Below are 21,284 nucleotides of genomic sequence, written 5' to 3' on the forward strand. Positions count from 1 at the left end.
TTATAATAAAACCACACCCCACCGGAGAATTCGCTGTGAAACGTACCCGCCTTGAAGAGAGCACCTGCCCCGTCGCCCGTTCGCTGGATATCATCGGCGACTGGTGGTCGCTGCTGATCGTGCGCGACGCGCTGCGCGGGATTACGCGCTTCGGCGAGTTTCAGAAAAGCCTCGGTATTGCGAAAAACATGCTGACCACGCGGCTTAAGCTGTTGGTTGACGAAGGTATCCTCACGCTGCGCCCCGCCTCCGACGGCAGCGCCTGGCAGGAGTATGTCCTGACCGACAAGGGACGCGCCCTGCAGACGGTGCTGGTTGCCCTGTCGCAGTGGGGCAATGAATTTTTGTTCGCTGAACACGAATGCGGCACCGTGCTGGTCGACGCCGAACAGCGCAAACCCCTGCGCAAGCTGGCGCTTATCGCCGACGACGGGCGCGAGCTGACGCCTGAGCAGATCGTGGCAAAACTCCCCTCCTGATCGCACCCGACGGCAAAAGCACAAAATGGCCACCAAAATGGTTGCATTATAAAACCAAATAGCAGAGAGTTGATTCAGTTTCATATTGAAACCAAATAACCCACTCCGCTTTGAGGTAACACACGATGACTAAGCAAATCACGACTGCCCTGATTACGGGCGCGTCTTCCGGAATTGGTGCCGTTTATGCCGATCGTCTTGCCGCACGCGGGGTCAACCTGGTGCTGGTCGCCCGTCGCGAGGAACGGCTGCAGGCGCTGGCCGCCGAACTGCGCGAACGCTATGGCGTGGCGGTCGATGTTCTGGTGGCCGATCTGACGGATGAAGCCGGGATCCGCGCTGTGGAAGAGGAGCTGCGCAGCAATACCGCCATCGATACGCTGGTTAACAACGCTGGCACCGCGCAGATGGCACCGTTCCTCGCGGGTGATGTGTCCCAGCATCAGGCGATTAACACGCTGAACACCACGGCGCTGATGCGCTTAACCTACGCTATCCTGCCGCGCCTGGCGCAGAATAACCGCGGCACGCTGATCAATATCGCGTCCGTGCTGGCCCTGCACGTGCGGGCGGGCAGCGCGCTCTACAGCGCTACCAAGGCGTGGGTGCTCAGCTTTACCCGCGGGCTGCAGGAAGAGTTTGCCGACAGCAACGTGCGCATTCAAGCCGTGCTGCCTGCCGCCACCGCGACGGAGATCTGGAGCCATTCGGGCGTCACGGTTAACGATCTGCCGGAAGGCTCGGTAATGACCACCGACGATATGGTGGATGCCTCGCTGGCGGGCCTGGATCAGGGCGAAACGATCACCATCCCGCCGATGCATGACGCCGGCCTGTGGGATCGCTACGAAACGGCACGTCTTGAGCTGTTTAACAGCGCGCGCACCGGTATTCCGGCACCGCGCTACGTGAAACGGTAGCCTAACGCTCCAGCTGGTCGCCGTACTCGCTCATCCAGGCGGCCAGCGGTGAGAGCGCATCCTGCAGGGTTAACCCCAACTCGGTTATCTGATACTCCACGCGCGGCGGGATTTCCGGGTAGACCGTCCGCGTCACCAGCCCGCGCTGCTCAAACAGCCGAAGCTGCTTCGTCAGTTCTTTTTGCGTAATCGGCGCTGCCGCCCGCAGCAGATCGCCAAAGCGAACGGGCGTATTGAACACAATCAGGCGATAGAGAATGGGGATTGCCCACTTACCGGAAATCAGGTTGACAAACTGCGTCATCGGGCAGGTATACGTCTCAGATTTTTTTTCGCAGGCCACGTCCAGCATTTCTGCCATAGCACACCTCTTGCCTCGTTAGTATCCATTTGGTACCTGGTTTCCTTTCGATACTAACGTTTCTATAGTGCTTTCTCCAGAGACATTTCAGGAGAAGAACATGGGTCGTTTAACAGATAAATATACGCTGATTACCGGCGGCACCAGCGGCATCGGTCTTGCCACCGCGCAGGCGTTCATCGCCGAAGGCGCACGCGTTGCCGTCACCGGGCGCAATCCGGACACCCTCGCCGAAGCAGAGCGCATTCTTGGCGATAAGGCCTGGGTGATCCCGGCCGATGCGGGAGATATTGCTTCGCAAAAAGCGCTGGCGGAGACGCTCGCCGCCCGCTGGCCGCGCCTGGACGCGGTGTTTCTCAACGCCGGCGACGTGACGCACGCGCCGCTGGAAGCCTGGCAGGAGGATGCCTGGGATCGCCTGATGGGTATCAACCTGAAGGGACCGTTCTTTTTAATTCAGGCGCTGCTGCCGCTGCTGAATAATCCGTCCTCGGTGATCCTCTGCGGCTCCGTCAGCGCGCGCATCGGCCTGCCCACCAGCAGCGTATATGCCGCGAGCAAGGCCGCCCTGCTGTCGCTGGCGCGTACGCTGTCGGCGGAGCTACTGCCGCGCGGGATCCGCGTCAACGGTCTGAGTCCCGGTCCGGTGGAAACCCCGGCGTTTACGAAGACGGGCCTAAGCAATGAGGCGCTTGACGCGATGATGGCGGACATCATCAAGCTGGTGCCGCTGGGCAGAATGGGCTCGACGACGGAGCTGGCAAAAGCCGCGCTCTATCTGGCTTCCGACGAGTCCAGCTACACGGTCGGCACGGAGCTGCTGGTGGACGGCGGAATGGGAAGTCTGTAACTCAAAAGGCGCTGATGCCGGTGACAATACCGACATACAGCGCCGCCCAGACGGCGGCAGAGAGCAGGCTCACTCCGTAAACCTTCGCCACATTGAGCCTGAGCATGCCTGCCGCCAGCGGCACGATATAGCGCAGCACCGCCAGGAAGCGAGCGGTGAACAGCACCAGCACACCGTTTTTCTGCAGCTGATGCTGCACCCGCAAAAATTTACTGGCGTGCTTTGCGGTGAAGCGGGTCATCCATCGCGTATGCCCCATCCGCTGACCGATGTGGTAGTTTAGCCCCGATCCCAGCGTTGCTCCCATCATCACGGCCAGCCACGCCAGCGCCGGATGCATGCTCGCCTGGCTGACAGTAATGCCCGTCAGCAGCATCACCGAGGCGGGAGGCAGCACGGAGGAGATCAGCACCGTCGATTTACTCAGCGCCATCATAAATAACAGCGCGAAAAGATGTGTCGGATAGAGCGCAAAGTGATTCAGCAAAGTATCAAGCCACGTCATTTACCCTCCTCCGATGTAAATATCACTCTTCATTTAAAATGAATTAACTTAAATAAACCCTCAACACTTTATTAATAAGATTCTCCTAAACCGTTCTTAAACATTATTTAAATTCCTGAGCGGCAAAATTAAATAAGCGTATTATCCCTCTCGTTTTACAACGATCTCGTTATGGCGAGGCTCCTGTACAAATACACGTTATCGCTCTGGTGGGTTCGAGAGAACCGGCACAGGGTAAAACAGGCACTGTCGAATCAAGGCTTTGTCAGTATAACTTCCCTCGCGGGATACGGTGTACAGTGCTGAACCCAGGACGTGGGGATCTCCTCTTCGACATGCCCTGTCTTGCTCGCCCCTGAGAGATTTTATTATTCAAAGGGAATTCACTATGTCTTACGCTATTCATAACCAAAACCTGGCATTCAATGACAGCGCTATCGCGCAATATATGAATACCGATTTTATCGTCCTCGATATTTCATTATGCGTGGCGCTGGCGCGCGAGCAATTCTTCGAAAAATTAAAAGACGATGATATTCCGTCGCATATTTTTATTGAAGACAATGGCCGCCTGGCGGGCATGATTGCCGTGCGCAAATTGCTGCAAACCGCCGACACGGTACAGCCGGTGAAATCGCTGATGATTTCTCAGTTTTTGCAGGTCAAACCGGAAGATGAACGTGCCGATGTCGCCGGACTGCTGGCGCACGGCGGCGCGGATGTGGTGCCGGTGGTGACCCACGGCAAGCTCGTCGGCTGCCTGACCGAACGCGAAATTGCACATCTGCTGGAAGATGACGTCACCGAAGATGCCCAGCTTCAGGGGGCGACGCTGCCGCTGGAGAAGCCCTATCTGGACACCAGCCCGTATAGCCTGTGGAAAAAACGCTCCGTCTGGCTGCTGCTGCTGTTTGTCGCCGAAGCCTATACCAGCTCGGTCATCCAGCATTTTGAAGAGGCGCTGGAGTCCGCGATTGCGCTGGCGTTCTTTATTCCGCTGCTGATCGGCACGGGCGGCAACAGCGGGACGCAGATCACCTCCACGCTGGTGCGCGCGATGGCGCTGGGAGAAGTCCACCTTCGCGACGTCGGGCGCGTGCTGCGCAAAGAGATGACCACCTCGCTGATGATTGCCGCCACGCTCGGTATCGCCGGGTGTATCCGCGCCTGGATGATGGGTATCGGCCTGGAGATCACGCTTATCGTCAGCCTGACGCTGGTGTGTATCACGCTCTGGAGCGCGATTGTGTCGTCCGTGATCCCCATGGTGCTCAAGCGCTGCGGCATTGACCCGGCGGTCGTCTCCGCGCCGTTCATCGCGACGCTTATCGACGGCACCGGGCTGATTATCTACTTCAAAATTGCCCAGTACACGCTGGGGCTAGAGTAAGCTTGCGAGCACCTCATTCACATGATTGAGGTGCTCACTTCGCTACGCATCGCCGAGCTGATGCGCGATCTCACGCAGCTGCTGGGCAAGCGCCTGCAGGTTTTTCCCCTTCTCCCCTTTTGGCCCGGTGGACTGACGCACCACCAGACGGGCAGGTAAAATCGACGACATGCGCTGGGCATTCTCTTCACCGCTGTCGAGAATACGGCGCACAGCCTCTTTACCCTGCAGATCTAAATCCAGCGATACCGTCGTCAGCGCCGGGTAGAAGAACGAGCTTTCATAGGTGTCATCGTAGCCAATCACCGACTTCTCGCCCGGAATTGAAATCTGCTGCTGATGGAACGCGCTCAGCACGCCGAGCGCCATCTGGTCGTTAGCCACCAGCACGGCGGTAAACTGCGCCGTTTCCCGCAGCATTTGCAACGCTCCCGAATAACCGCTTTGCGCATCCCAGTTGCCGCGAATGACCGATGCTGGCTCCAGGCCGTAGCCCTTCAGGGTCTCGATCCAGCTTTTCAGCCTCAGCTGCGCCGACACGGAAGACGACGGCCCCGCCAGCAGGGCAATGTCGCGATGCCCCAGTTCGTAAAGATATTTGACGCTGGCGCGGGTGCCGTCCGCCGGGTTAAACGAAACGTTAAACACGGAACTGTACGGGTCCACGTCGAGGAACAGGCAGACAATATCATCGTTGTCGGTGGCGATTTTCTGCGCCGCTTCAGCCTCCAGCGGCACGTTGATGATCACCTTGCTCACCAGCTGGGATTTCAGTTCGTTGATGGAATCCTGGATGCTGTGGTTGACGTTCTCATCAATCATTGAGATCAGTACCTGGTAGCCTTCCACATTGGCATAGCGTTTCACCGCCGCAGCAACCTGCGAAGGCGCGTGCAGCGCCAGCGAAATGGTCACCAGCCCAACGGTCTGGCTCTGCTTGCCCACCAGCTGCTGAGCCAGTCGGTTGGGTACATACCGCAATAACTCTATGGATTTCTCCACCTTGCTGCGCGTGGCGTCGGATACATTGGCAGACTTATTCAGTACCCTGGACACGGTCTGATAGGAGACGCCCGCATGGCGTGCCACGTCCTCTAACGTTGCGCTTTTCGACTTCATGGTCCGGTTCCTTATGTTGTTATGCGCTGATTGTAACAGGGGTGCTGAAAAAAAACGCTTACCACCCTCTCGCCACAGGCATAACACCATCAAAAAGTATGACGCTCACAATGCCATAATTTGTGTCCAATCTCATTACTCGTAACAAAATTGTCTATTTTATTTGCAGTTAATCACACATTTCGGATCGTGCAATTGCCAGTCAACGGGTTTAGGCATTTTATGACAGCGGATTTGTGAACGTATTACAAAACAATAAGAGGGTTACAATGAACACGACGATCCGCTCTGTATCTGTTGCGTTGGCTGCCGCGCTGGCATCGCCTTCGCTGTTTGCAGCGTCTTCAGTACCGATTGATTTTCATGGATATCTTCGCTCCGGCGTGGGCGTCTCACGGGATGGTGGGATGGAGGAGTGGCAAAAAAACAAAATTGGCCGTCTGGGTAACGAGGCCGACACCTACGGCGAGCTGGAGCTAGGCTCCGAGGTATACAAAAAGAACGACGTCAGTTTCTATCTCGACAGCATGGTGAGCATGGTATCAGACGGCTCCAACGACAATGAAACCACCTTAGATGACGATGCCCAGTTCGGCCTGCGCCAGCTTAACCTGCAGATCAAGGGGCTGATCCCCGGGGATCCCAATGCGGTAATTTGGGGCGGTAAGCGCTACTACCAGCGCCATGACCTGCACATCATTGATACCAAATACTGGAATATCTCGGGATCCGGTGCAGGTATTGAGAACTATACGCTCGGCCCCGGCGCGGTCTCCGTGGCGTGGATCCGCGGCGATGCCAACGACGTGGACTACCGCGTGGATGGCGACAGCGACGTTAACATCAACTACATCGACCTTCGCTATGCGGGCTGGAAGCCGTGGGCGGGCGCGTGGACGGAAGTGGGTATTGATTACGCTATGCCAAACCCGACCAACAAGCAGAAAGAGTACGGCGGGCTGTACGAGGCCGATAACGGCGTGATGGTCACCGGTGAGATCAGCCAGGATATGTTTGGCGGCTATAACAAGCTGGTGCTGCAGTACGCCAATAAAGGTCTGGCCCAGAACATGGTGTCACAGGGTGGGGGCTGGTACGACATGTGGAACTACGTGAACGACGCCACCGGCTACCGCGTGATTAACACCGGCTTAATTCCGATTACCGACAAGTTCTCCTTTAACCACGTCCTGACATGGGGCTCGGCAGACGACACCACGCAGTATACGGACAAATCACGCCTGGTATCGCTGGTGGGGCGCGCACAGTATCAGTTCACCGAGTACGTGCGTCTGATTGGCGAAGTGGGCGGATTCTACCAGGAAGATACTTACACCGACGGCACTAAGTACAAGCAGAGCGGCGAGAAGTACACCCTCGCGCTGGGCCTGGCAGATGGTCCTGAGTTTATGTCACGTCCTGAACTGCGCGTGTTCGCCTCCTATCTGAATGACTCCGAAAAAGGGCAATCCTTCGAGGATGGCACGGCCAACAATACCTGGAACTTTGGTGTGCAGGTCGAGGCCTGGTGGTAAATCGTAATTCATAATTTGCGTTAATCGTTATCGTATCTCCAGCAACCTGCAGTCTATTTTACTGCTTTGGGATAGCCATTACTTTGGCTATCCCTTTTTTATATTTACTGATTAAAATGTTCGTCTAATAATTTCCGTAATGTATCAGACTGCCTGCCGAATATAGCGTGCACCTGCTGACCGATAATAATCACCCCCAGCGCCCCCTCATTCTGTAACGCCTGTGAATCGACCTTATTTAAATCTTTTACCGTCACGCGCAGGCGGGTAATACAGGCTTCGACGTGCTCGATATTATCGTCGCCGCCAAATGCCGGAATTAAACGCTGGGTAATTTGACTGTCCATAATACGCCTCTCTGTTATGCAGATAAAAAAATGCCTGCTCGGGGAGCAGGCGTTTTGTGCCTTGTTGCCGGGTGGCGCTGCGCTTACCCGGCCTACGGGTTTTGTAGGCCCGTGCAAGCGCAGCGCCGCCGGGCGGTTCTTACGCTTTACGCCTGAGCACCCGACAGTCCCACGCCAGCAGCACGGTATCGCCCGCCGCGGCGGCGTCGGTCATGCAGTCGGTATACCCCTGCGGCAGCGTGATGAGCTGCTGCTGGGCCGTGTAGTTCTGCACAAACACCCAGGCGGTTTCGCCATCCGTGCGCGCCGTCGCGACCACTCCCGGAGGGAAATCCCCTTCGACTGCGCGCGGCAGCGCCAGCTCGTCGATAATCCCGGCGAAGAAATCGCGCTGGAACGGCAGGTCGTTGCGCGACGCTACGTGCCACGCCTTGCCTTTGCCGAAGCGGTTGACCGTCACCGCCGGGCGACCGGCGTAGAAATCATCCCGGTAGGTTGCCAGCGCCTGTGCGGATTCAGTATGGATCAGCTCGCACAGATGCCTGACCTGATACGGCCCCTGCAGGCCCGCCGCATTGCCCGCCAGCCCCTGAACCAGGTTTCGCTCCCCCTCGCCCAGGCAGTCAATCTCTTCAGCCCAGATGCCGAGGAGCTTGCGTAGCGGGCCCGGAAAACCGCCGAGGTGGCAGAGATCGGTCTCATCCACTACCCCGCTCCAGTAGGTCGTCACCAGATGCCCGCCCGCGGCCACAAAGGCTTCCGCCCGCTCGGCAAAACCTTCGCGCACCATGTAGAGCATGGGGGCAATCACCAGCGCGTAGCGGCTCAGATCGCCGTCAGCGTCGATGACGTCGACCGCGATGCCCTTTTCCCAGAACGGACGATAGTGTTCGTTGACGGTTTTTTCGTACTCCAGCCCCATGTTGCGCGGGCCTTCGGCATCGTCCAGCGCCCAGCGGTTTTGCTGGTCAAAGATAATGGCCACGCGCGCGTCGGTGCGGCACCCCACCACCTCAGGCAGACGCGCCAGCATCTCCCCCAGACGCGTCACTTCGCGCCCGACGCGGGTATCAAGATGCCCCACGTGATCGATAATCGCACCGTGGAATTTCTCCACCGACCCGCGGCTCTTACGCCACTGGAAGTACTGCACAGAATCCGCCCCGTGCGCTACCGCCTGAATAGAGGAGAGAATATGCATCCCCGGCTTTTTCAGCTTGCTGGTCGGCTGCCAGTTGGTGGTGCTCGGCGTGGACTCCATTAACACAAAGGGTTTACCGCCCTTCAGGCTGCGCATCATGTCGTGGTACATGGCGGTATAGCAGGCCAGCTGCGTTTCGTCTTTCTCCTTGTGCCACATCGGGTAGCTGTCCCAGGAGATGAAGTCGATCGCTTTCGCCAGCTGCCAGTAGTCGTAATCGTAGAAATACTCCATAAAGTTGGTCGTCACCGGCAGTTCGGCATTGGCGGCCTTAAGCGGTGCCACCTCATGCCGGCAAAAATCGGTGACCTGCGCGGTATTGAAGCGGCGCCAGTCGAGATTCAGGCCGTGAATCGACACTTCGCCCTGCGGTGCGGGGGACTCAATCTGCGACCAGTCGGTGTAGGTATGGCTCCAGAAGGTGCTCCACCACGCATGGTTCAGCGCGTCGAGAGTTTTGTAACGCGCCTTTAGCCAGTCGCGGAAGCGTTCCTGGCACAGGCTACAGTGGCATTCGCCGCCGTACTCATTGGAGATATGCCAGCCCAGCACCGCCGGATGGTGTGAATAACGCTCCGCCAGCAGGCGGTTAATGGTGAAGGTCTTCTCGCGGTACACCGGCGATGACATACAGTGGTTATGCCGTCCTCCGTGCAGCGCGGGGACGCGGTTGCGCCCGACGCGCAGCACCTCAGGGTATTTTTGCGACATCCACGCCGGACGCGCGCCGCTTGGCGTCGCCAGGAAAATATGAATACCTGCCGCATAGAGTTTTTCAATAATATTATCCAGCCACGCAAAATCATATTCCCCTTCACGTGGCTCCAGCTTTGCCCAGCTAAATATGCCCACCGACATGACATTGCATTTCGCCTGCTGCATCATGGCGATATCTTTTTCAATAATACCGGGGTAATTCTCCCACTGCTCCGGGTTATAGTCGGCGCCATGCAATAACGCCGCGACCTTTGGACTTAAAGGCGCAAATTTATTCATATTTAAAACGTCCTGAATGGAGATAAAAACTAGTTAAATACCGTTATTGACGGCAGCACTTTACCCTGGCAATCAAATAACGCCTGATTCTCGCGGGCATTACCCTCTTTCCATTCGTCATGGATATATTTCATGCCGGTTTTGGTGGCCCACGTGGTGCCCGGAACGGCTATCCAGGTCGGTTCCCAGTAAAAGATGCCCTTGCCGCGACGGTCAGGCACATCAATAACGGACTGCATTAAATCGTGAATATAATCGTACTGACCCTGAACGGTGCCGGGATAGCCGCCGTCTTTTTCTTCTTTCGCCTGGAAGCTGTTCTCGGCGTTATCGCAGTTCTCCAGCGTATAGCCGTATGCCGCTTCCACCACAATCACGTCTTTGTTATAGCGCTTGCTGATGTCATCCATATTGGCCTTCAGCGCGCTAATCGGGCCGTTCCAGTAGGTGTACATCGACAGGCCGATAATATCGAACGGCACGTCGCGCTTCGCGATCTCGTCAAACCACCAGCGGAAGGTGTCATTTTTGGTGCCTTCGGCCAGATGGAGCATGATTTTCACCTGCTCGCCGTCGGTCAGGTTCTCCTTTAGCCCACCAATCGCGGCGTTGAGCAGCCCGGCCAGGCGGTCAAATTCGCCGCCGCCCTGCCCCCAGCTTTTGCCTTCCGGCCACAGCATGCCGCCGTTGATTTCGTTACCGATCTGCACCATGTCCGGCAGGACGCCCTCTTTCTTAAAGCGGGCAATCGTGTCGCGGGTGTAGTCATGAATCACCGTTTTGAGCTGCGGATAGTCCATCTTCTCCCAGGCTTTTGGCTTGAACTGTTTGCCCGGATCGGTCCAGAAGTCGCTGTAGTGGAAATCGAGCAGCAGCTTCAGGCCCTGCGCCTTCACGCGCTTCGCCAGCGCGAGAGTGTTTTCGAGATTATTACTGCCGCCGCCGTAGGTATTGCCGCTCGCATCCTGCGGGTCTACCCACAGGCGCAGACGTACGGTGTTCACGCCGTTAGCTTTGAGGATCGCAATCGTGTCCTGCTGCTGGCCGCTCTGGTTATAGAATTTCGCGCCGTGCTGTTCGGCTTCCAGCAGCGTCGAAATATCCGCGCCCTTGATAAAGTCCGCGGGCATGGCGTTAAAAGGACGCGTTTTCACCCCGTCCGCAGCAAAAGCGCTAGCGGCAAGACCGCAGGAGAGGCAAACGGCGAGCAAAGCGGGTTTGAGTCTTTTCATGATTATCCCTTTGTGCTCCCGGAGGTCAGTCCGGAGACGAAATATTTTTGTAAGGCGAGGTAGAGGATCGCCACCGGCACCGCAATCAGGACGGCACCAGCCGCGTAGGTGGTGTAGCTGGCACCCATTTTTTGCGCCACCAGGTTATAAAGCCCGATGGGTAAGGTGTATTTGTCCGGGGTGCGCAGAATCGTGCTGGAGAGGATGAAATCCCCCAGCGGCCCGGTGAAGGAGAACAGCGCCACCACCGCAACAATTGGCTTCGATAGCGGCATGATAATTTCGATGAAAATCCGGAAATTACTGGCCCCGTCCATGCGCGCGGATTCATCCAGATCTTTCGGGATGGCGTCGAGGTAGCCTTTCATCAGGTAGGTATTCATCGGGATCATGCCGCCCACGTAGATCAGCACCAGCGCCAGATGGCTGTTGATGAGGCCCAAAAGCTGCGACAGCACGAAGATGGCAATCAGCGCCGAGAACTGGGGGATCATCTGCAGGAGCAGGAACAGCATCAGCCCGTTCTGGCGTCCCTTAAAGCGAAAGCGCGAAAAGGCATAGGCGGTAAAGCTGACGCTGATTAAGGTCAGCACCATGGTCAGGAAGCTGATTTTCATCGAGTTCCAGTACCAGGTCATGTAGTTCACCTGGCCGTTAAACAGGTCGGCGTAGTGCTGCACCGAAAAGTTCTCAGGAATAATTGAGGAGCTGAGCAGGCTATTACCCGCGTTAAACGACGCGCCGACCGTCCACACCAGCGGGTAGATGATAATCGTCGACACCAGCACGATAACCAGCCAGGAGAGCGAGAGGCGTACCCACTTCTCACGTTTAATACTTTGTGATTGAGCCATTGTTACGTCCCTTACGCCATGTCGTCGTTTTTGAAAGATTTGGTGGCGCGGAACTGCCACAGCGCCAGGCCGACGACAAAGATCGACAGCAGGATAGTGATGGTCGCCGCAATCGCGTACTGCGACGACGACATGGTGAGCTTGTAGATCCACGACACCAGGATATCTGTCCCACCCGCATTGGACCCCACCACCGCCGGCCCGCCGTTGTTGAACAGGTAGATGATGTTGAAGTTATTGAAGTTGAAGGTGTATTGGGTGATCAGAATCGGCGCAATCGAGTACAGCACCAGCGGCAGCGTGATGGTGCGTAGCTTGGTCGCGCTGCTGGCCCCGTCCATGGTGGCGGCTTCGTACAGATCGTCAGGGATCGCCTGCAGCACGCCGGTGGTCATGGCGAAAACAAACGGGAAACCGAGCCAGGTCTGCATCAGGATCAGCGCCGTTTTGGTCCAGAACGGATCGGTCATCCAGGCTTTCGGCGCAATGCCGAAGAAGGCCAGAATGGCGTTGTTTATCACACCGAAAGAGTCGTTGAACATTCCGGCAAACACCAGAATGGTGACAAAACCCGGCACCGCCCACGGCAGAATGAAGATGGTGCGGATAAGCGGCTTAAAGCGCAGGTCTTTCTGGTTCACCAGGATAGCCAGCAGCACGCCCACGGTACATTGCAGCGTGGTGGCGAGCAGCGTCCAGACCACCGTCCACTGCAGGACGTCAAAGAAGGTTGAGCGCCAGATGGAGAGCGTGAAAATATTGATGAAGTTCTTAAAGCCAACCCAGTCCACCAGCTTAGCCGGCGGCGTGTGGTAAAGATTGTAGTTAGTAAAGGCGATGGCAAAACCGAAGAGGATCGGGAAAACCACCACAAACACCAGCAGAATAAAGCCCGGCGTGATCATCAGATACGGAAAGCCGTCGCTCAGCAGCATCTGATACTGCTTACGCACGCTGTTTAGCCCCAGCCCTTCATCGCGTTTTCGGCCGTTGACCCAGGCATCGCGCATCGACAGGTAATACACCATCACGCCAAAAGCGGCGATCAGTACGCTAATGATCCCTTCTGCCAGCAGGAAGATGGAGTTATCCCGCGGCACTTCCTCCCCCAGCGTCACCAGCCCCCAAAGTCCTTCGCGCAGGAAATCGGCAAAAACGCCGATAAAACTGGCCAGCAGCACCAGGAAGATAACGCCCTTCAGCCACTGGCGGTGATAGAACTGGCCGAAGCCGGGGATGACCGCCAGCAGCAGGCCGGTCCAGGCGTGACGCCCGGCCCCGTGCGGTCTGGCAAAATTTTCCGGGATGATACTCACAGACAACTCCTTTCAATAAAACGGGAGAGTGGCCTCCCGTTCTGCGACGTCAGAAAATTACTGGTTGCTGGCCTGCATGGCTTCGATTTGCATCTGGACCTGTTTCTCTGCGCTGTCCAGCGCGGCTTTGGGATCCTGTTTGCCGGTCAGGCTTAGCTCCAGCGCGGCGTTGGCCGGCCCCCAGACTTCGCCCATTTCAGGGATACCCGGCATGGCGGTGGCTCGCGCGGCCTGCACTGCAACGGCGCTCGCCTTCTCGTCGTTCTTGATTACCGGGTCGTCGATCATTGCGGTCAGCGGCGGGATCTCCCGCGTGGCCACGTAGCGGGTTTTCACGTACTGCGGCTGGTTGATGAATTCGATAAATTTCTGCGCCAGCGCTTTGTCCTTGCTCCAGGTGGAAACGACGTAGCCTTTCACGCCGAGGAAGGAGCTCATTGGCTTGCCGTCCGGCAGCGTGGGCAGCGGCGCCACGCCGTAGTTGATGCCTGCCGCTTCATACGGCTGGAACGCCCACGGGCCGTTGATGACGGCTGCCGCTTTCTTCTCGGTGAACAGGGAGTCGATAGCGTTCAGGCCGTTGTCACCGACTATCCCGGCCGGGAAAATATCGTCAGCGTAGAATTTTTTCAGGTACGTCACGGCTTCTACCGCGCCCGGCTTGTTCAGGCCGACGTCGCTGGCGTTATAGCCGCCTTTGCCGTTTTGACCAAAGATGTAGCCTCCCATCGGGGAGATCGCGCCCCAGCTGTAATAAATCTGATCGAACTTGGCGAGCAGACCGTACTGGTTTTTTGCGCGCTGCTGTTTAGAAAAGTCGTACCAGTCCTGCAGCGAGTTGAGCGGCTTGTCGATGAGATCTTTGTTGTAGATCAGCACCAGCGTCTCAACCGCTTTCGGCACGCCGTAGAGGGCGTTATCCATTTTGAAGGCGTTAATCGAGGCCGGGGTGTACTGTTCGGTCTGCTTAGCCTCCAGATTCAGGGGGTCAATAACCCTTGCACGACGGCGCCGCCCAGCTGATCGTTAGGAATGACCAGCACGTCCGGGCCAATGCCTGCCGGGCCGTCCAGGCGCAGTTTTTCCAGCTGCTGTGCGTAAGGGGTTTCCTGCACGTTGACCTTAACGTCGTACTGTTTTTCAAAGTCCGCGACCGCATCTTTAATACCGGACGACTTCTTGATGTCTTCCCAGACGTTAAGCTGTGCGGTGGCGTGAGCCTGTACCGCGAGCGTAGAGAGGATCAGAGCAGCGAGTATGTTCTTTTTCATTATCAACCTCATGTGAAGGTATAACAATTTTATGGTTGTTATTGCATCTGACGCCCTACAAACCCCGGAATATATCCTGATAAAACTGGCGTTGTACGTCTGACACCAAATGCCTTTGGTTTGTTATACGCTACCCTTCACATCATGATAACTCTACATAAAACTGTAAGTTGTGTGATCGTCATAACATTAATGGAATATCTATATAGGGCGCATGAATGCTGGAAGTTATAGTCAAGGCAGACAAATTGCACCGTCCGGCCACGTTGAACACAATTGTTATACGTAAAACATACTCGGCGGTTTACCTGGGGAACACTGATGTCGAACATACAATTGAGGAATGTCACCAAGCGCTTTGGCGACACCGTCACGCTCCACAACGTTAATCTTGATATTGAGGACGGTGAGTTTGCCGTATTCGTCGGGCCTTCCGGCTGTGGCAAATCCACTATGCTGCGCATGATTGCCGGGCTGGAGGAGATAAGCGAGGGTGAAGTGCTGATCGGTAACGAGGTGATGAACGACATCGCCCCTTCCCATCGGGGTGTGGCGATGGTCTTTCAGTCCTACGCGCTCTATCCGCATATGACGGTGGCCGAAAACATGGGCTACGGGCTGAAGGTGAATAAAGTGCCGAAAGATCAGATCCGCCATCAGGTTGAGATGGTCGCCAAAACGCTGCAGCTCTCCCACCTGCTGGACCGTAAGCCTAAACAGCTCTCCGGCGGCCAGCGCCAGCGCGTCGCGATTGGCCGCGCTATCGTGCGTAACCCGCGCGTCTTTATGTTCGATGAGCCGCTTTCCAACCTGGATGCCGAACTGCGCGTGGAGATGCGCCTGCACCTCGCTCGCCTGCACCAGGAGCTGAAAACCACCATGGTGTATGTCACCCACGATCAGATTGAGGCCATGACGCTGGCCGATAAAATTGTGGTGATGAACTACGGCAAAGTGGAGCAGATGGGCGCGCCGATGGATCTCTACTACAAGCCGGTGAACAGGTTCGTGGCCGGTTTTATCGGCTCGCCGAAGATGAACTTCATGCCGGCCACGGTTGAAGCATGGCAGCCGGGCGCGTTGACGGTGAGATTGTCACAGCAGAAATCACTGACGCTCGCCGTGACCACCACGCCGCTGCAGCCGGGCAGTCAGGTCACGCTGGGCATCCGTCCGGAACATTTAACCACTGACCTTCGCCTGGGCACACCGCTGGAGTTTCACTGCGAAGTGGTTGAACGACTCGGGAACAACACCTATCTGTTTGGCCAGTGTTATGGCCACGATAACGTCAAAATCTTGCTGCCGGGGGACGTTAAATTCGCCCCGTGGCAGAAGATAGACGTGGCCTTTGACGATCGCCACTGCATGGTCTTTGACGAGCAGGATGTCCGGGTGAGCGCGGATATCGAAGATGCGGTGCGTTCGGTGGCTTAACGCGCGCCACCGTCAGCCAGCTTTCTCACCGCCCGCCCAAACGCCTCGATCGCCAGGGCAACATCCTCAGCCATCACCGATTCCGCAGGATGGTGGCTGATGCCCCCTTTGCAGCGCACAAACAGCATGCCGACCGGCCAGCGTTCTGCCAGCGCGATGGTGTCGTGCCCGGCGCCGCTGGGCAGCGATAACGCACGCCCCTGCACCGACGTAACGGCGTCCCCCAGCAGATGCCTCAAGCGCGCATCGCACGGCGTGGCGGCGATCCGGTAATACTCCTCGGCGCCAAAGCTCATCCCGCGGCGGGCGGCTATCGTCTGCGCCTGCGCCAGCAGTTCAGTAAGCAGCGCGTCAAGCGGGGCATCCTGCGGGCCGCGAATATCCAGCGAGAGCGCAACCTCGCCGGGGATCACGTTGACCGCACCGGGCAGGCAGCGCAGTTCGCCCACCGTCGCCACCAGATTCCCGCCGCGCTGTCGGGTGGTGTTTTCAATCAGCACCATCCATTCGGCGGCGGCGGCCAGGGCATCTTTACGGTGATTCATCGGCACGGTGCCCGCGTGTCCGGCCTCGCCGGTAAAGCGGCAGCTGAGGCGGCGCGCGCCGTTGATGTCTTCCACCACCCCCAGCGCCAGCCCTTCCTGCTCCAGGCACGGTCCCTGTTCGATATGCAGCTCCAGACAGGCGCTGAAATCGTCCTGATGGCGTGCCGCCAGCGCCACGCGGGCGGGGTCGAGCCCGGCCTGCACCATCGCCTGCGCCACGCTGATGCCGTGAGCATCACAGGTCTCCAGCCAGCCCTGCGGCCAGGTGCCCGTAATGCCCCGGCTGCCTAACAGGGTGATCCCAAAACGGGTTCCCTCTTCGTCGCCAAAGCCGACAATCTCAATCGCCTGGGCCAGATGCAGCCCCTGCTGGTGCAGGCTGTCCACCACCTCAATGGCCGCGAGCACGCCGAGCATGCCGTCGTAGCGCCCGGCGTTGCGCACAGTGTCCAGATGCGAGCCGAGCAGCACCGCCTTCGCGCCCTCCTGCTGGCCTTCATAGCGTCCACAGATATTGCCCACGCTGTCCTGCCAGACGGTCATCCCCGCCTGGCGCATCCACTCGCCGACCAGCTGGTTGGCCTGCAAATGCTGCGCCGAGAGGTACACCCTCGTCAGCGCATCCGGGGTTTCGCTGATGGCGGCCAGCGCGTCGGCACGCGCCATCACCCGTTCTGCCGCCGGGCTCATTGCGGCGTCTCACTGCGATAGTGATCCCACGCGGCCTGCATCGCCGCCCCCTGCGTGGTCGTGAACTTCAGGTAGTTCAGCACCGACTCCAGCGCGCTCAGGGTGGTCATCACGCAGTCCTTGCGCGCGTTATAGCCCATGGTGCCAATGCGCCACACTTTGCCGTGCAGCGGGCCAAACGAGGTGCCGATTTCAATCCCGAAATCCTCCAGCATCAGCTTGCGCACCTGGTCGCCGTTGACGCCCTGCGGTATCACCACGCCCAGCACGTTGTTCATCTTATGCTTCAGATCGCCGAAGGTCTCCAGCCCCATTGCCTGAATGCCCTTCAGCAGCGCATCGCCGTGCAGCTTGTGGCGGGCGATGCCGTTATCCAGCCCTTCCTGCAGGATCAGCCGCGCGCATTCGCGGGCGCCGAACAGCGCGGTCGTGGCTTCGGTGTGGTGGTTCAGCCGCTCCGGGCCCCAGTAGTCCATCACCATGCCGAGATCGAAGTAGTTGGAGTAGATCATCTCCTCATCGCCGTCACGGTGGGCGTCGGTGCGAATGCCTTCTTCAACGCATTTGCGGCGGCGGATCGCCTCCTCCATGCGCGCGCTCAGGGTGATCGGCGACGTGCCCGACGGGCCGCCGAGGCACTTCTGCATCCCGGCCGACACCGCGTCCAGCTCCCAGGCGTCGGTCTCCAGCGCGTTGCCGCCGAGCGACGCGGTGGCGTCGGTGTAGAACAGCACGTCGTAGCGGCGGCAGATGGCCCCAAGCTCCGCAAGTGGCTGCAGCATGGTGGTGGAGGTGTCGCCCTGCACGGTCAGCAGCAGGCGCGGACGAATACGCTTGATCGCATCCTCCACCTGATCCGGGGTAAACACCTCGCCCCACGGTACCTCGATGGTATGCACCTCTGCCCGACAGCGGCGGGCTATTTCGCACAGCAGGTGACCAAAGCGGCCAAAGACCGGCACCAGCACCTTATCTCCCGGGCGAATGGCGGAGACCAGAACCGCTTCAATTCCCGCGCGGGAGGTGCCGTCCACCAGCATCGTCCAGCGGTTTTCGGTGCGAAACACCCCGCGATAGAGCGCCATCACCTCGTTCATGTAGTGGGTCATGGCCGGATCGTACTGGCCGATCAGCTGGCTCGACATGGCGCGCAGCACGCGCGGGTCGGCGTTGATCGGGCCCGGCCCCATCAGCAGGCGCTGGGGCGGATTGATTTGCGGAAAATGTGCGATATCCATTGTTAAGTCCTTATCAGTTGAGGCCGCGCACGGAGGAGATGAACTGCTTCAGTTCGGTGGTCTGCGGGTTGGCGAACAGCGTTTTGCTGTCGCCCTGCTCCCAGACTTTCCCCTGGTGCATAAACACCACGCGGTCGCCCACTTCACGGGCAAAATTCATTTCATGGGTAACAAGTATCAGCGTCATCCCCTCGGCCGCCAGCTGCTCCAGCACCTTGAGCACTTCGCCCACCAGCTCCGGGTCGAGCGCGGAGGTGATCTCGTCACACAGTAATACTTTAGGCGACATCGCCAGCGCCCGGGCTATCGCCACGCGCTGCTGCTGGCCGCCTGAGAGGCTCGACGGGTAGTAATCCAGACGATCGCCTAAGCCCACTTTCTCCAGCATCTGCTGCGCCAGCTCGCGGCATTCGGCGGCGCTTTTCTTCAGCACACGACGCGGGGCCAGCATCACGTTTTCCAGCGCCGTCATGTGCGGGAACAGGTTGAAGCTCTGGAACACCATCCCGACCGAGCGGCTGATTTCACGCGCCTGAGAATCCCGGTCGGTAATGGTCATGCCGCCGAGCTTGATGCTGCCGTCCTGATACCCTTCCAGCCCGTTGATGCAGCGCAGCAGCGTGCTTTTACCCGATCCGCTGCGCCCGATAATGGAGATCACCTGGCCCATGTCGATATCCAGATCGACGCCCTTGAGCACGTGGTTATCGCCGTAGTACTTCTGCACCTGATTAATGGTGATGAGAGGCATTGAATTTCGTCTCCAGATAGCGGCTGTAGCGCGACAGCGGATAACACAGAATAAAGTAGCCGAGCGCCACCAGCGCAAAGACCTTAAACGGCTGATAGGTCACGTTGGTCAGCATCGTCCCGGCCTTGGTCAGCTCGATAAAGCCGATAATCGAAGCCAGCGCGGTGCCCTTGATCACCTGCACGGCAAAGCCGACCGTCGGGGCGATGCCGATGCGCAGCGCCTGCGGGGCGACCACGCGAAACAGGGTCTGGCCGAAGGTCAGCCCCAGACAGCGCGACGCTTCCCACTGCCCTTTTGGCAAGGCGCGAATACTGCCAAACCAGATGTCGAGCAGAAACGCGCTGGTGTAGAACGTCAGCGCCAGCGAGGCGGCGGTCCACGGCGAGACGTCGATACCGAACAGCGCCACGCCGAAGAAGGCCAGAAACAGCTGCATCAGCAGCGGCGTGCCCTGGAACAGCTCAATGTAGCCGCGGATGATGCGCTTCACCGTGCGCCCGCCCGTCAGGCGCAGCAGCAGGAGCGGCAGGGTCACCACCGCCCCGCCGACAAACGCCACCAGCGACAGCAGCACCGTCCAGCGCCCGGCCAGCAGCAGATTGCGAATAATGTCCCAGTCGGTAAAGGTGGTCATCATGCCTGCACCCCCAGCCATTTGCGTCCCGCCGCCATCATCAGCTGGCGCAGGGTAATCGACAGCGCCAGGTAAATGCCGGTGGTCACCAGATAGACCTCAAAGCTTAAAAACGTTCTCGACTGGATCAGGTTGGCGGCAAAGGTCAGCTCTTCATACGAGACCTGCGACACCACCGACGAGCCGAGCATCACGATAATGCACTGGCTTACCAGCGCCGGGTAAATGCGCTGCAGCGCGGGCGGCAGCACCACGCGAATAAAGGTCTGCAGGCGGGTGAGGCCCAGCACGCGTCCGGCTTCCCACTGCCCTTTCGGCGTAACCTGAATGCCCGCGCGGATAATCTCGGTGCTGTAGGCGCCAAGGTTCACGACCATGGCCAGCAGCGCCGCTTCCCCCGCCGTCATCTTCAGCCCCAGATTCGGCAGGCCGAAGACGATGAAAAACAGCTGCACCACAAACGGCGTGTTGCGGATGATCTCCACGTACGCGCCCCAGATCCGGCTGTACCACGTTGGGCGCGCGCTGCGGATTGCCGCCCCGAAAATGCCTGTCGCCAGGCCGCCCACGGTCGCCATTACCGTCAGCTGAATAGTGACCCAAAGCCCCGCCAGCAGCTCCGGCCAGTGCGGCCAGAGCGCGGAAAAATCAAGTTGCTCCGTCATCGGCTCAGGCGCCAAGGTTGGCCGGCAGCGGAGCCTTCAGCCACTGCTCGGACAGGCCGTTCAGCGTGCCGTCCTTAATGCCCTGCTCAATCAGCGCGTCCACTTTTGCCTTCAGGGCCGGTTCGTTCTTCTTCAGGCCAATAAAGCACGGCGAGTCTTTCAGCATAAAGCTCGGCACCGGGGCTTTAGCCGCGTTCTGGCGCGAAATGGCCGCCACCACGAGGTTGCCGGTTGCCACGTACTGCACCTGTCCGGAGAGGTAGGCGGAGAGCGTGGTGTTATTGTCTTCGTAGCGCTTCACGTCCGCGTCTTTCGGCGCGAGGCTGGTCAGCACCATGTCCTCCACCGCCCCGCGCGTCACGCCGATGGTTTTTCCGCTCAGCGCGGCGGCATCTTTCAGCTCGGCCCCTTTCGGGCCAAACACGCCGAGGAAGAACGGCGCGTAGGCGCGGCTAAAGTCGATCACCTTCTCGCGCTCCGGGTTTTTGCCGAGGCTTGAAATGACCAGATCCACCTTATCGGTTTGCAGGTACGGCACGCGGTTGGCGCTGGTCACCGGCACCAGCTGCAGCTTGAGCTTCATCTGTTTGGCCAGGTAATGCGCCATGTCGATGTCATAGCCCTGCGGCTGAAGATCGGTCCCCACCGAGCCAAACGGCGGGAAATCCTGCGGAACGGCAACGCGGAGGGTGCCGCGCTTCTCGATATCCTGAAGCTGGTCTGCCTTCGCGGGCAGCTGTGTGAAGAGACATGCGGCCCCGGCCAGTGCAATCAACAATTTTTTCATGGTGCTTCCCCGTAACGTTAACATGAAACAAAAGATTCTTTGAGTGTGATTTTGCAACTAATGTGCCAGATAAGACGACGCGGGGAATTTTATCTTAAAGCCTGATAAAACGCGGACGGGGCGAAAATGCTCTCCATTTTCGCCCCGTCCATCTGCAC

General features: G+C 58.3%; 20 protein-coding genes, 1 pseudogene and 1 riboswitch. Of the genes and pseudogenes, 6 read left to right on the plus strand and 15 right to left on the minus strand.

From position 1 onward, the window contains the following. The first annotated feature begins 35 nt into the window (after window positions 1-35). Complete coding sequence (locus tag ABR39_RS10065) at window positions 36-479, plus strand: winged helix-turn-helix transcriptional regulator (protein WP_047346823.1); 444 nt, start codon at window positions 36-38, stop codon at window positions 477-479. Between the two features lie 125 nt (window positions 480-604). Continuing rightward, window positions 605-1,399 (plus strand): SDR family NAD(P)-dependent oxidoreductase, encoded by a 795-nt coding sequence (locus ABR39_RS10070; protein ID WP_047346824.1) that lies wholly within the window; start codon window positions 605-607, stop codon window positions 1,397-1,399. 1 nt (window position 1,400) lies between these two features. Here the strand turns inward: ABR39_RS10070 and ABR39_RS10075 are convergent, their stop codons facing one another. Then, entirely contained in the window at window positions 1,401-1,760 is a 360-nt protein-coding gene (locus ABR39_RS10075) for a winged helix-turn-helix transcriptional regulator (protein WP_047346825.1), read from the minus strand. 100 nt (window positions 1,761-1,860) lie between these two features. On the opposite strand from ABR39_RS10075, the gene ABR39_RS10080 reads away from it, so the two are divergent. Then, window positions 1,861-2,610, plus strand: coding sequence for an SDR family oxidoreductase (locus ABR39_RS10080; RefSeq protein ID WP_047346826.1), 750 nt, complete (start codon window positions 1,861-1,863; stop codon window positions 2,608-2,610). A gap of 1 nt (window position 2,611) precedes the next feature. Here the strand turns inward: ABR39_RS10080 and ABR39_RS10085 are convergent, their stop codons facing one another. After that, window positions 2,612-3,115: a DedA family protein gene (locus ABR39_RS10085; protein WP_047346827.1), complete on the minus strand. Its 504-nt coding sequence runs from the start codon at window positions 3,113-3,115 to the stop codon at window positions 2,612-2,614. Between the two features lie 158 nt (window positions 3,116-3,273). Continuing rightward, window positions 3,274-3,443: riboswitch (M-box (ykoK) riboswitch) on the plus strand. Window positions 3,444-3,503: 60 nt separating this feature from the next. On the opposite strand from ABR39_RS10085, the gene ABR39_RS10090 reads away from it, so the two are divergent. Further along, complete coding sequence (locus ABR39_RS10090) at window positions 3,504-4,505, plus strand: magnesium transporter (RefSeq protein WP_047346828.1); 1,002 nt, start codon at window positions 3,504-3,506, stop codon at window positions 4,503-4,505. Window positions 4,506-4,547: 42 nt separating this feature from the next. Here the strand turns inward: ABR39_RS10090 and ABR39_RS10095 are convergent, their stop codons facing one another. After that, on the minus strand, window positions 4,548-5,624 hold the full coding sequence (locus ABR39_RS10095) for a LacI family DNA-binding transcriptional regulator (RefSeq protein ID WP_047346829.1): 1,077 nt from the start codon (window positions 5,622-5,624) through the stop codon (window positions 4,548-4,550). Window positions 5,625-5,893: 269 nt separating this feature from the next. On the opposite strand from ABR39_RS10095, the gene ABR39_RS10100 reads away from it, so the two are divergent. After that, window positions 5,894-7,159: a maltoporin gene (locus ABR39_RS10100; RefSeq protein WP_010429455.1), complete on the plus strand. Its 1,266-nt coding sequence runs from the start codon at window positions 5,894-5,896 to the stop codon at window positions 7,157-7,159. 104 nt (window positions 7,160-7,263) lie between these two features. Here the strand turns inward: ABR39_RS10100 and ABR39_RS10105 are convergent, their stop codons facing one another. The 6 genes and pseudogenes from ABR39_RS10105 to ABR39_RS10130 all read right to left on the minus strand — a co-directional run bounded on the left by ABR39_RS10105 (window position 7,264) and on the right by ABR39_RS10130 (window position 14,376). After that, window positions 7,264-7,506 (minus strand): glucose PTS transporter subunit EIIB, encoded by a 243-nt coding sequence (locus ABR39_RS10105; RefSeq protein ID WP_072250618.1) that lies wholly within the window; start codon window positions 7,504-7,506, stop codon window positions 7,264-7,266. 139 nt (window positions 7,507-7,645) lie between these two features. Next, window positions 7,646-9,703: a beta-galactosidase gene (locus ABR39_RS10110; RefSeq protein WP_047346830.1), complete on the minus strand. Its 2,058-nt coding sequence runs from the start codon at window positions 9,701-9,703 to the stop codon at window positions 7,646-7,648. A gap of 29 nt (window positions 9,704-9,732) precedes the next feature. Further along, window positions 9,733-10,935 (minus strand): glycoside hydrolase family 53 protein, encoded by a 1,203-nt coding sequence (locus ABR39_RS10115; RefSeq protein ID WP_047346831.1) that lies wholly within the window; start codon window positions 10,933-10,935, stop codon window positions 9,733-9,735. A gap of 2 nt (window positions 10,936-10,937) precedes the next feature. Further along, complete coding sequence (locus tag ABR39_RS10120) at window positions 10,938-11,789, minus strand: sugar ABC transporter permease (RefSeq protein WP_042715482.1); 852 nt, start codon at window positions 11,787-11,789, stop codon at window positions 10,938-10,940. Window positions 11,790-11,800: 11 nt separating this feature from the next. Beyond that, on the minus strand, window positions 11,801-13,105 hold the full coding sequence (locus ABR39_RS10125; RefSeq protein WP_024909615.1) for a carbohydrate ABC transporter permease: 1,305 nt from the start codon (window positions 13,103-13,105) through the stop codon (window positions 11,801-11,803). 57 nt (window positions 13,106-13,162) lie between these two features. After that, a pseudogene (locus ABR39_RS10130) lies at window positions 13,163-14,376 on the minus strand (extracellular solute-binding protein). A gap of 321 nt (window positions 14,377-14,697) precedes the next feature. Here ABR39_RS10130 and ABR39_RS10135 point away from each other — a divergent pair. Then, window positions 14,698-15,813 carry an ABC transporter ATP-binding protein gene (locus ABR39_RS10135; protein WP_024909613.1) on the plus strand — a complete coding sequence of 372 codons (1,116 nt, stop codon included), beginning with the start codon at window positions 14,698-14,700 and terminating at the stop codon, window positions 15,811-15,813. Here ABR39_RS10135 and hpxK read toward each other — a convergent pair. From hpxK to ABR39_RS10165, 6 genes are read right to left on the minus strand one after another with little or no spacing between them, the layout of a single operon-like run. After that, entirely contained in the window at window positions 15,810-17,048 is a 1,239-nt protein-coding gene (hpxK, locus tag ABR39_RS10140) for an allantoate amidohydrolase (protein ID WP_047346832.1), read from the minus strand. The genes ABR39_RS10135 and hpxK overlap by 4 nt on opposite strands. Further along, entirely contained in the window at window positions 17,045-18,286 is a 1,242-nt protein-coding gene (locus ABR39_RS10145) for a pyridoxal-phosphate-dependent aminotransferase family protein (protein ID WP_047346833.1), read from the minus strand. The genes hpxK and ABR39_RS10145 overlap by 4 nt, the downstream gene beginning before the upstream one ends. A 13-nt stretch (window positions 18,287-18,299) precedes the next feature. Further along, window positions 18,300-19,037 (minus strand): amino acid ABC transporter ATP-binding protein, encoded by a 738-nt coding sequence (locus ABR39_RS10150; protein WP_032638731.1) that lies wholly within the window; start codon window positions 19,035-19,037, stop codon window positions 18,300-18,302. Then, window positions 19,018-19,674 (minus strand): amino acid ABC transporter permease, encoded by a 657-nt coding sequence (locus tag ABR39_RS10155; RefSeq protein ID WP_049008460.1) that lies wholly within the window; start codon window positions 19,672-19,674, stop codon window positions 19,018-19,020. The genes ABR39_RS10150 and ABR39_RS10155 overlap by 20 nt, the downstream gene beginning before the upstream one ends. After that, window positions 19,674-20,339 (minus strand): amino acid ABC transporter permease, encoded by a 666-nt coding sequence (locus ABR39_RS10160; RefSeq protein ID WP_047346834.1) that lies wholly within the window; start codon window positions 20,337-20,339, stop codon window positions 19,674-19,676. Before ABR39_RS10160 ends, ABR39_RS10155 begins: the two co-directional genes overlap by 1 nt. 4 nt (window positions 20,340-20,343) lie before the next feature. Further along, complete coding sequence (locus ABR39_RS10165) at window positions 20,344-21,126, minus strand: transporter substrate-binding domain-containing protein (RefSeq protein WP_047346835.1); 783 nt, start codon at window positions 21,124-21,126, stop codon at window positions 20,344-20,346. Between the last annotated feature and the right edge of the window lie 158 nt (window positions 21,127-21,284).

The organism is Enterobacter genomosp. O (genome assembly GCF_001022965.1).
Taxonomy (GTDB): Bacteria; Pseudomonadota; Gammaproteobacteria; order Enterobacterales; family Enterobacteriaceae; genus Enterobacter; species Enterobacter cloacae_L.

Bases quoted from the DNA above. Each gene is read 5' to 3' on its own strand.
- ABR39_RS10070 (WP_047346824.1), top strand. From the start codon at position 605: ATGACTAAGCAAATCACGACTGCCCTGATTACGGGCGCGTCTTCCGGA.
- ABR39_RS10075 (WP_047346825.1), bottom strand. From the start codon at position 1,760: ATGGCAGAAATGCTGGACGTGGCCTGCGAAAAAAAATCTGAGACGTAT.
- ABR39_RS10080 (WP_047346826.1), top strand. From the start codon at position 1,861: ATGGGTCGTTTAACAGATAAATATACGCTGATTACCGGCGGCACCAGC.
- ABR39_RS10085 (WP_047346827.1), bottom strand. From the start codon at position 3,115: ATGACGTGGCTTGATACTTTGCTGAATCACTTTGCGCTCTATCCGACA.
- ABR39_RS10090 (WP_047346828.1), top strand. From the start codon at position 3,504: ATGTCTTACGCTATTCATAACCAAAACCTGGCATTCAATGACAGCGCT.
- ABR39_RS10095 (WP_047346829.1), bottom strand. From the start codon at position 5,624: ATGAAGTCGAAAAGCGCAACGTTAGAGGACGTGGCACGCCATGCGGGC.
- ABR39_RS10100 (WP_010429455.1), top strand. From the start codon at position 5,894: ATGAACACGACGATCCGCTCTGTATCTGTTGCGTTGGCTGCCGCGCTG.
- ABR39_RS10105 (WP_072250618.1), bottom strand. From the start codon at position 7,506: ATGGACAGTCAAATTACCCAGCGTTTAATTCCGGCATTTGGCGGCGAC.
- ABR39_RS10110 (WP_047346830.1), bottom strand. From the start codon at position 9,703: ATGAATAAATTTGCGCCTTTAAGTCCAAAGGTCGCGGCGTTATTGCAT.
- ABR39_RS10115 (WP_047346831.1), bottom strand. From the start codon at position 10,935: ATGAAAAGACTCAAACCCGCTTTGCTCGCCGTTTGCCTCTCCTGCGGT.
- ABR39_RS10120 (WP_042715482.1), bottom strand. From the start codon at position 11,789: ATGGCTCAATCACAAAGTATTAAACGTGAGAAGTGGGTACGCCTCTCG.
- ABR39_RS10135 (WP_024909613.1), top strand. From the start codon at position 14,698: ATGTCGAACATACAATTGAGGAATGTCACCAAGCGCTTTGGCGACACC.
- hpxK (WP_047346832.1), bottom strand. From the start codon at position 17,048: ATGAGCCCGGCGGCAGAACGGGTGATGGCGCGTGCCGACGCGCTGGCC.
- ABR39_RS10145 (WP_047346833.1), bottom strand. From the start codon at position 18,286: ATGGATATCGCACATTTTCCGCAAATCAATCCGCCCCAGCGCCTGCTG.
- ABR39_RS10150 (WP_032638731.1), bottom strand. From the start codon at position 19,037: ATGCCTCTCATCACCATTAATCAGGTGCAGAAGTACTACGGCGATAAC.
- ABR39_RS10155 (WP_049008460.1), bottom strand. From the start codon at position 19,674: ATGACCACCTTTACCGACTGGGACATTATTCGCAATCTGCTGCTGGCC.
- ABR39_RS10160 (WP_047346834.1), bottom strand. From the start codon at position 20,339: ATGACGGAGCAACTTGATTTTTCCGCGCTCTGGCCGCACTGGCCGGAG.
- ABR39_RS10165 (WP_047346835.1), bottom strand. From the start codon at position 21,126: ATGAAAAAATTGTTGATTGCACTGGCCGGGGCCGCATGTCTCTTCACA.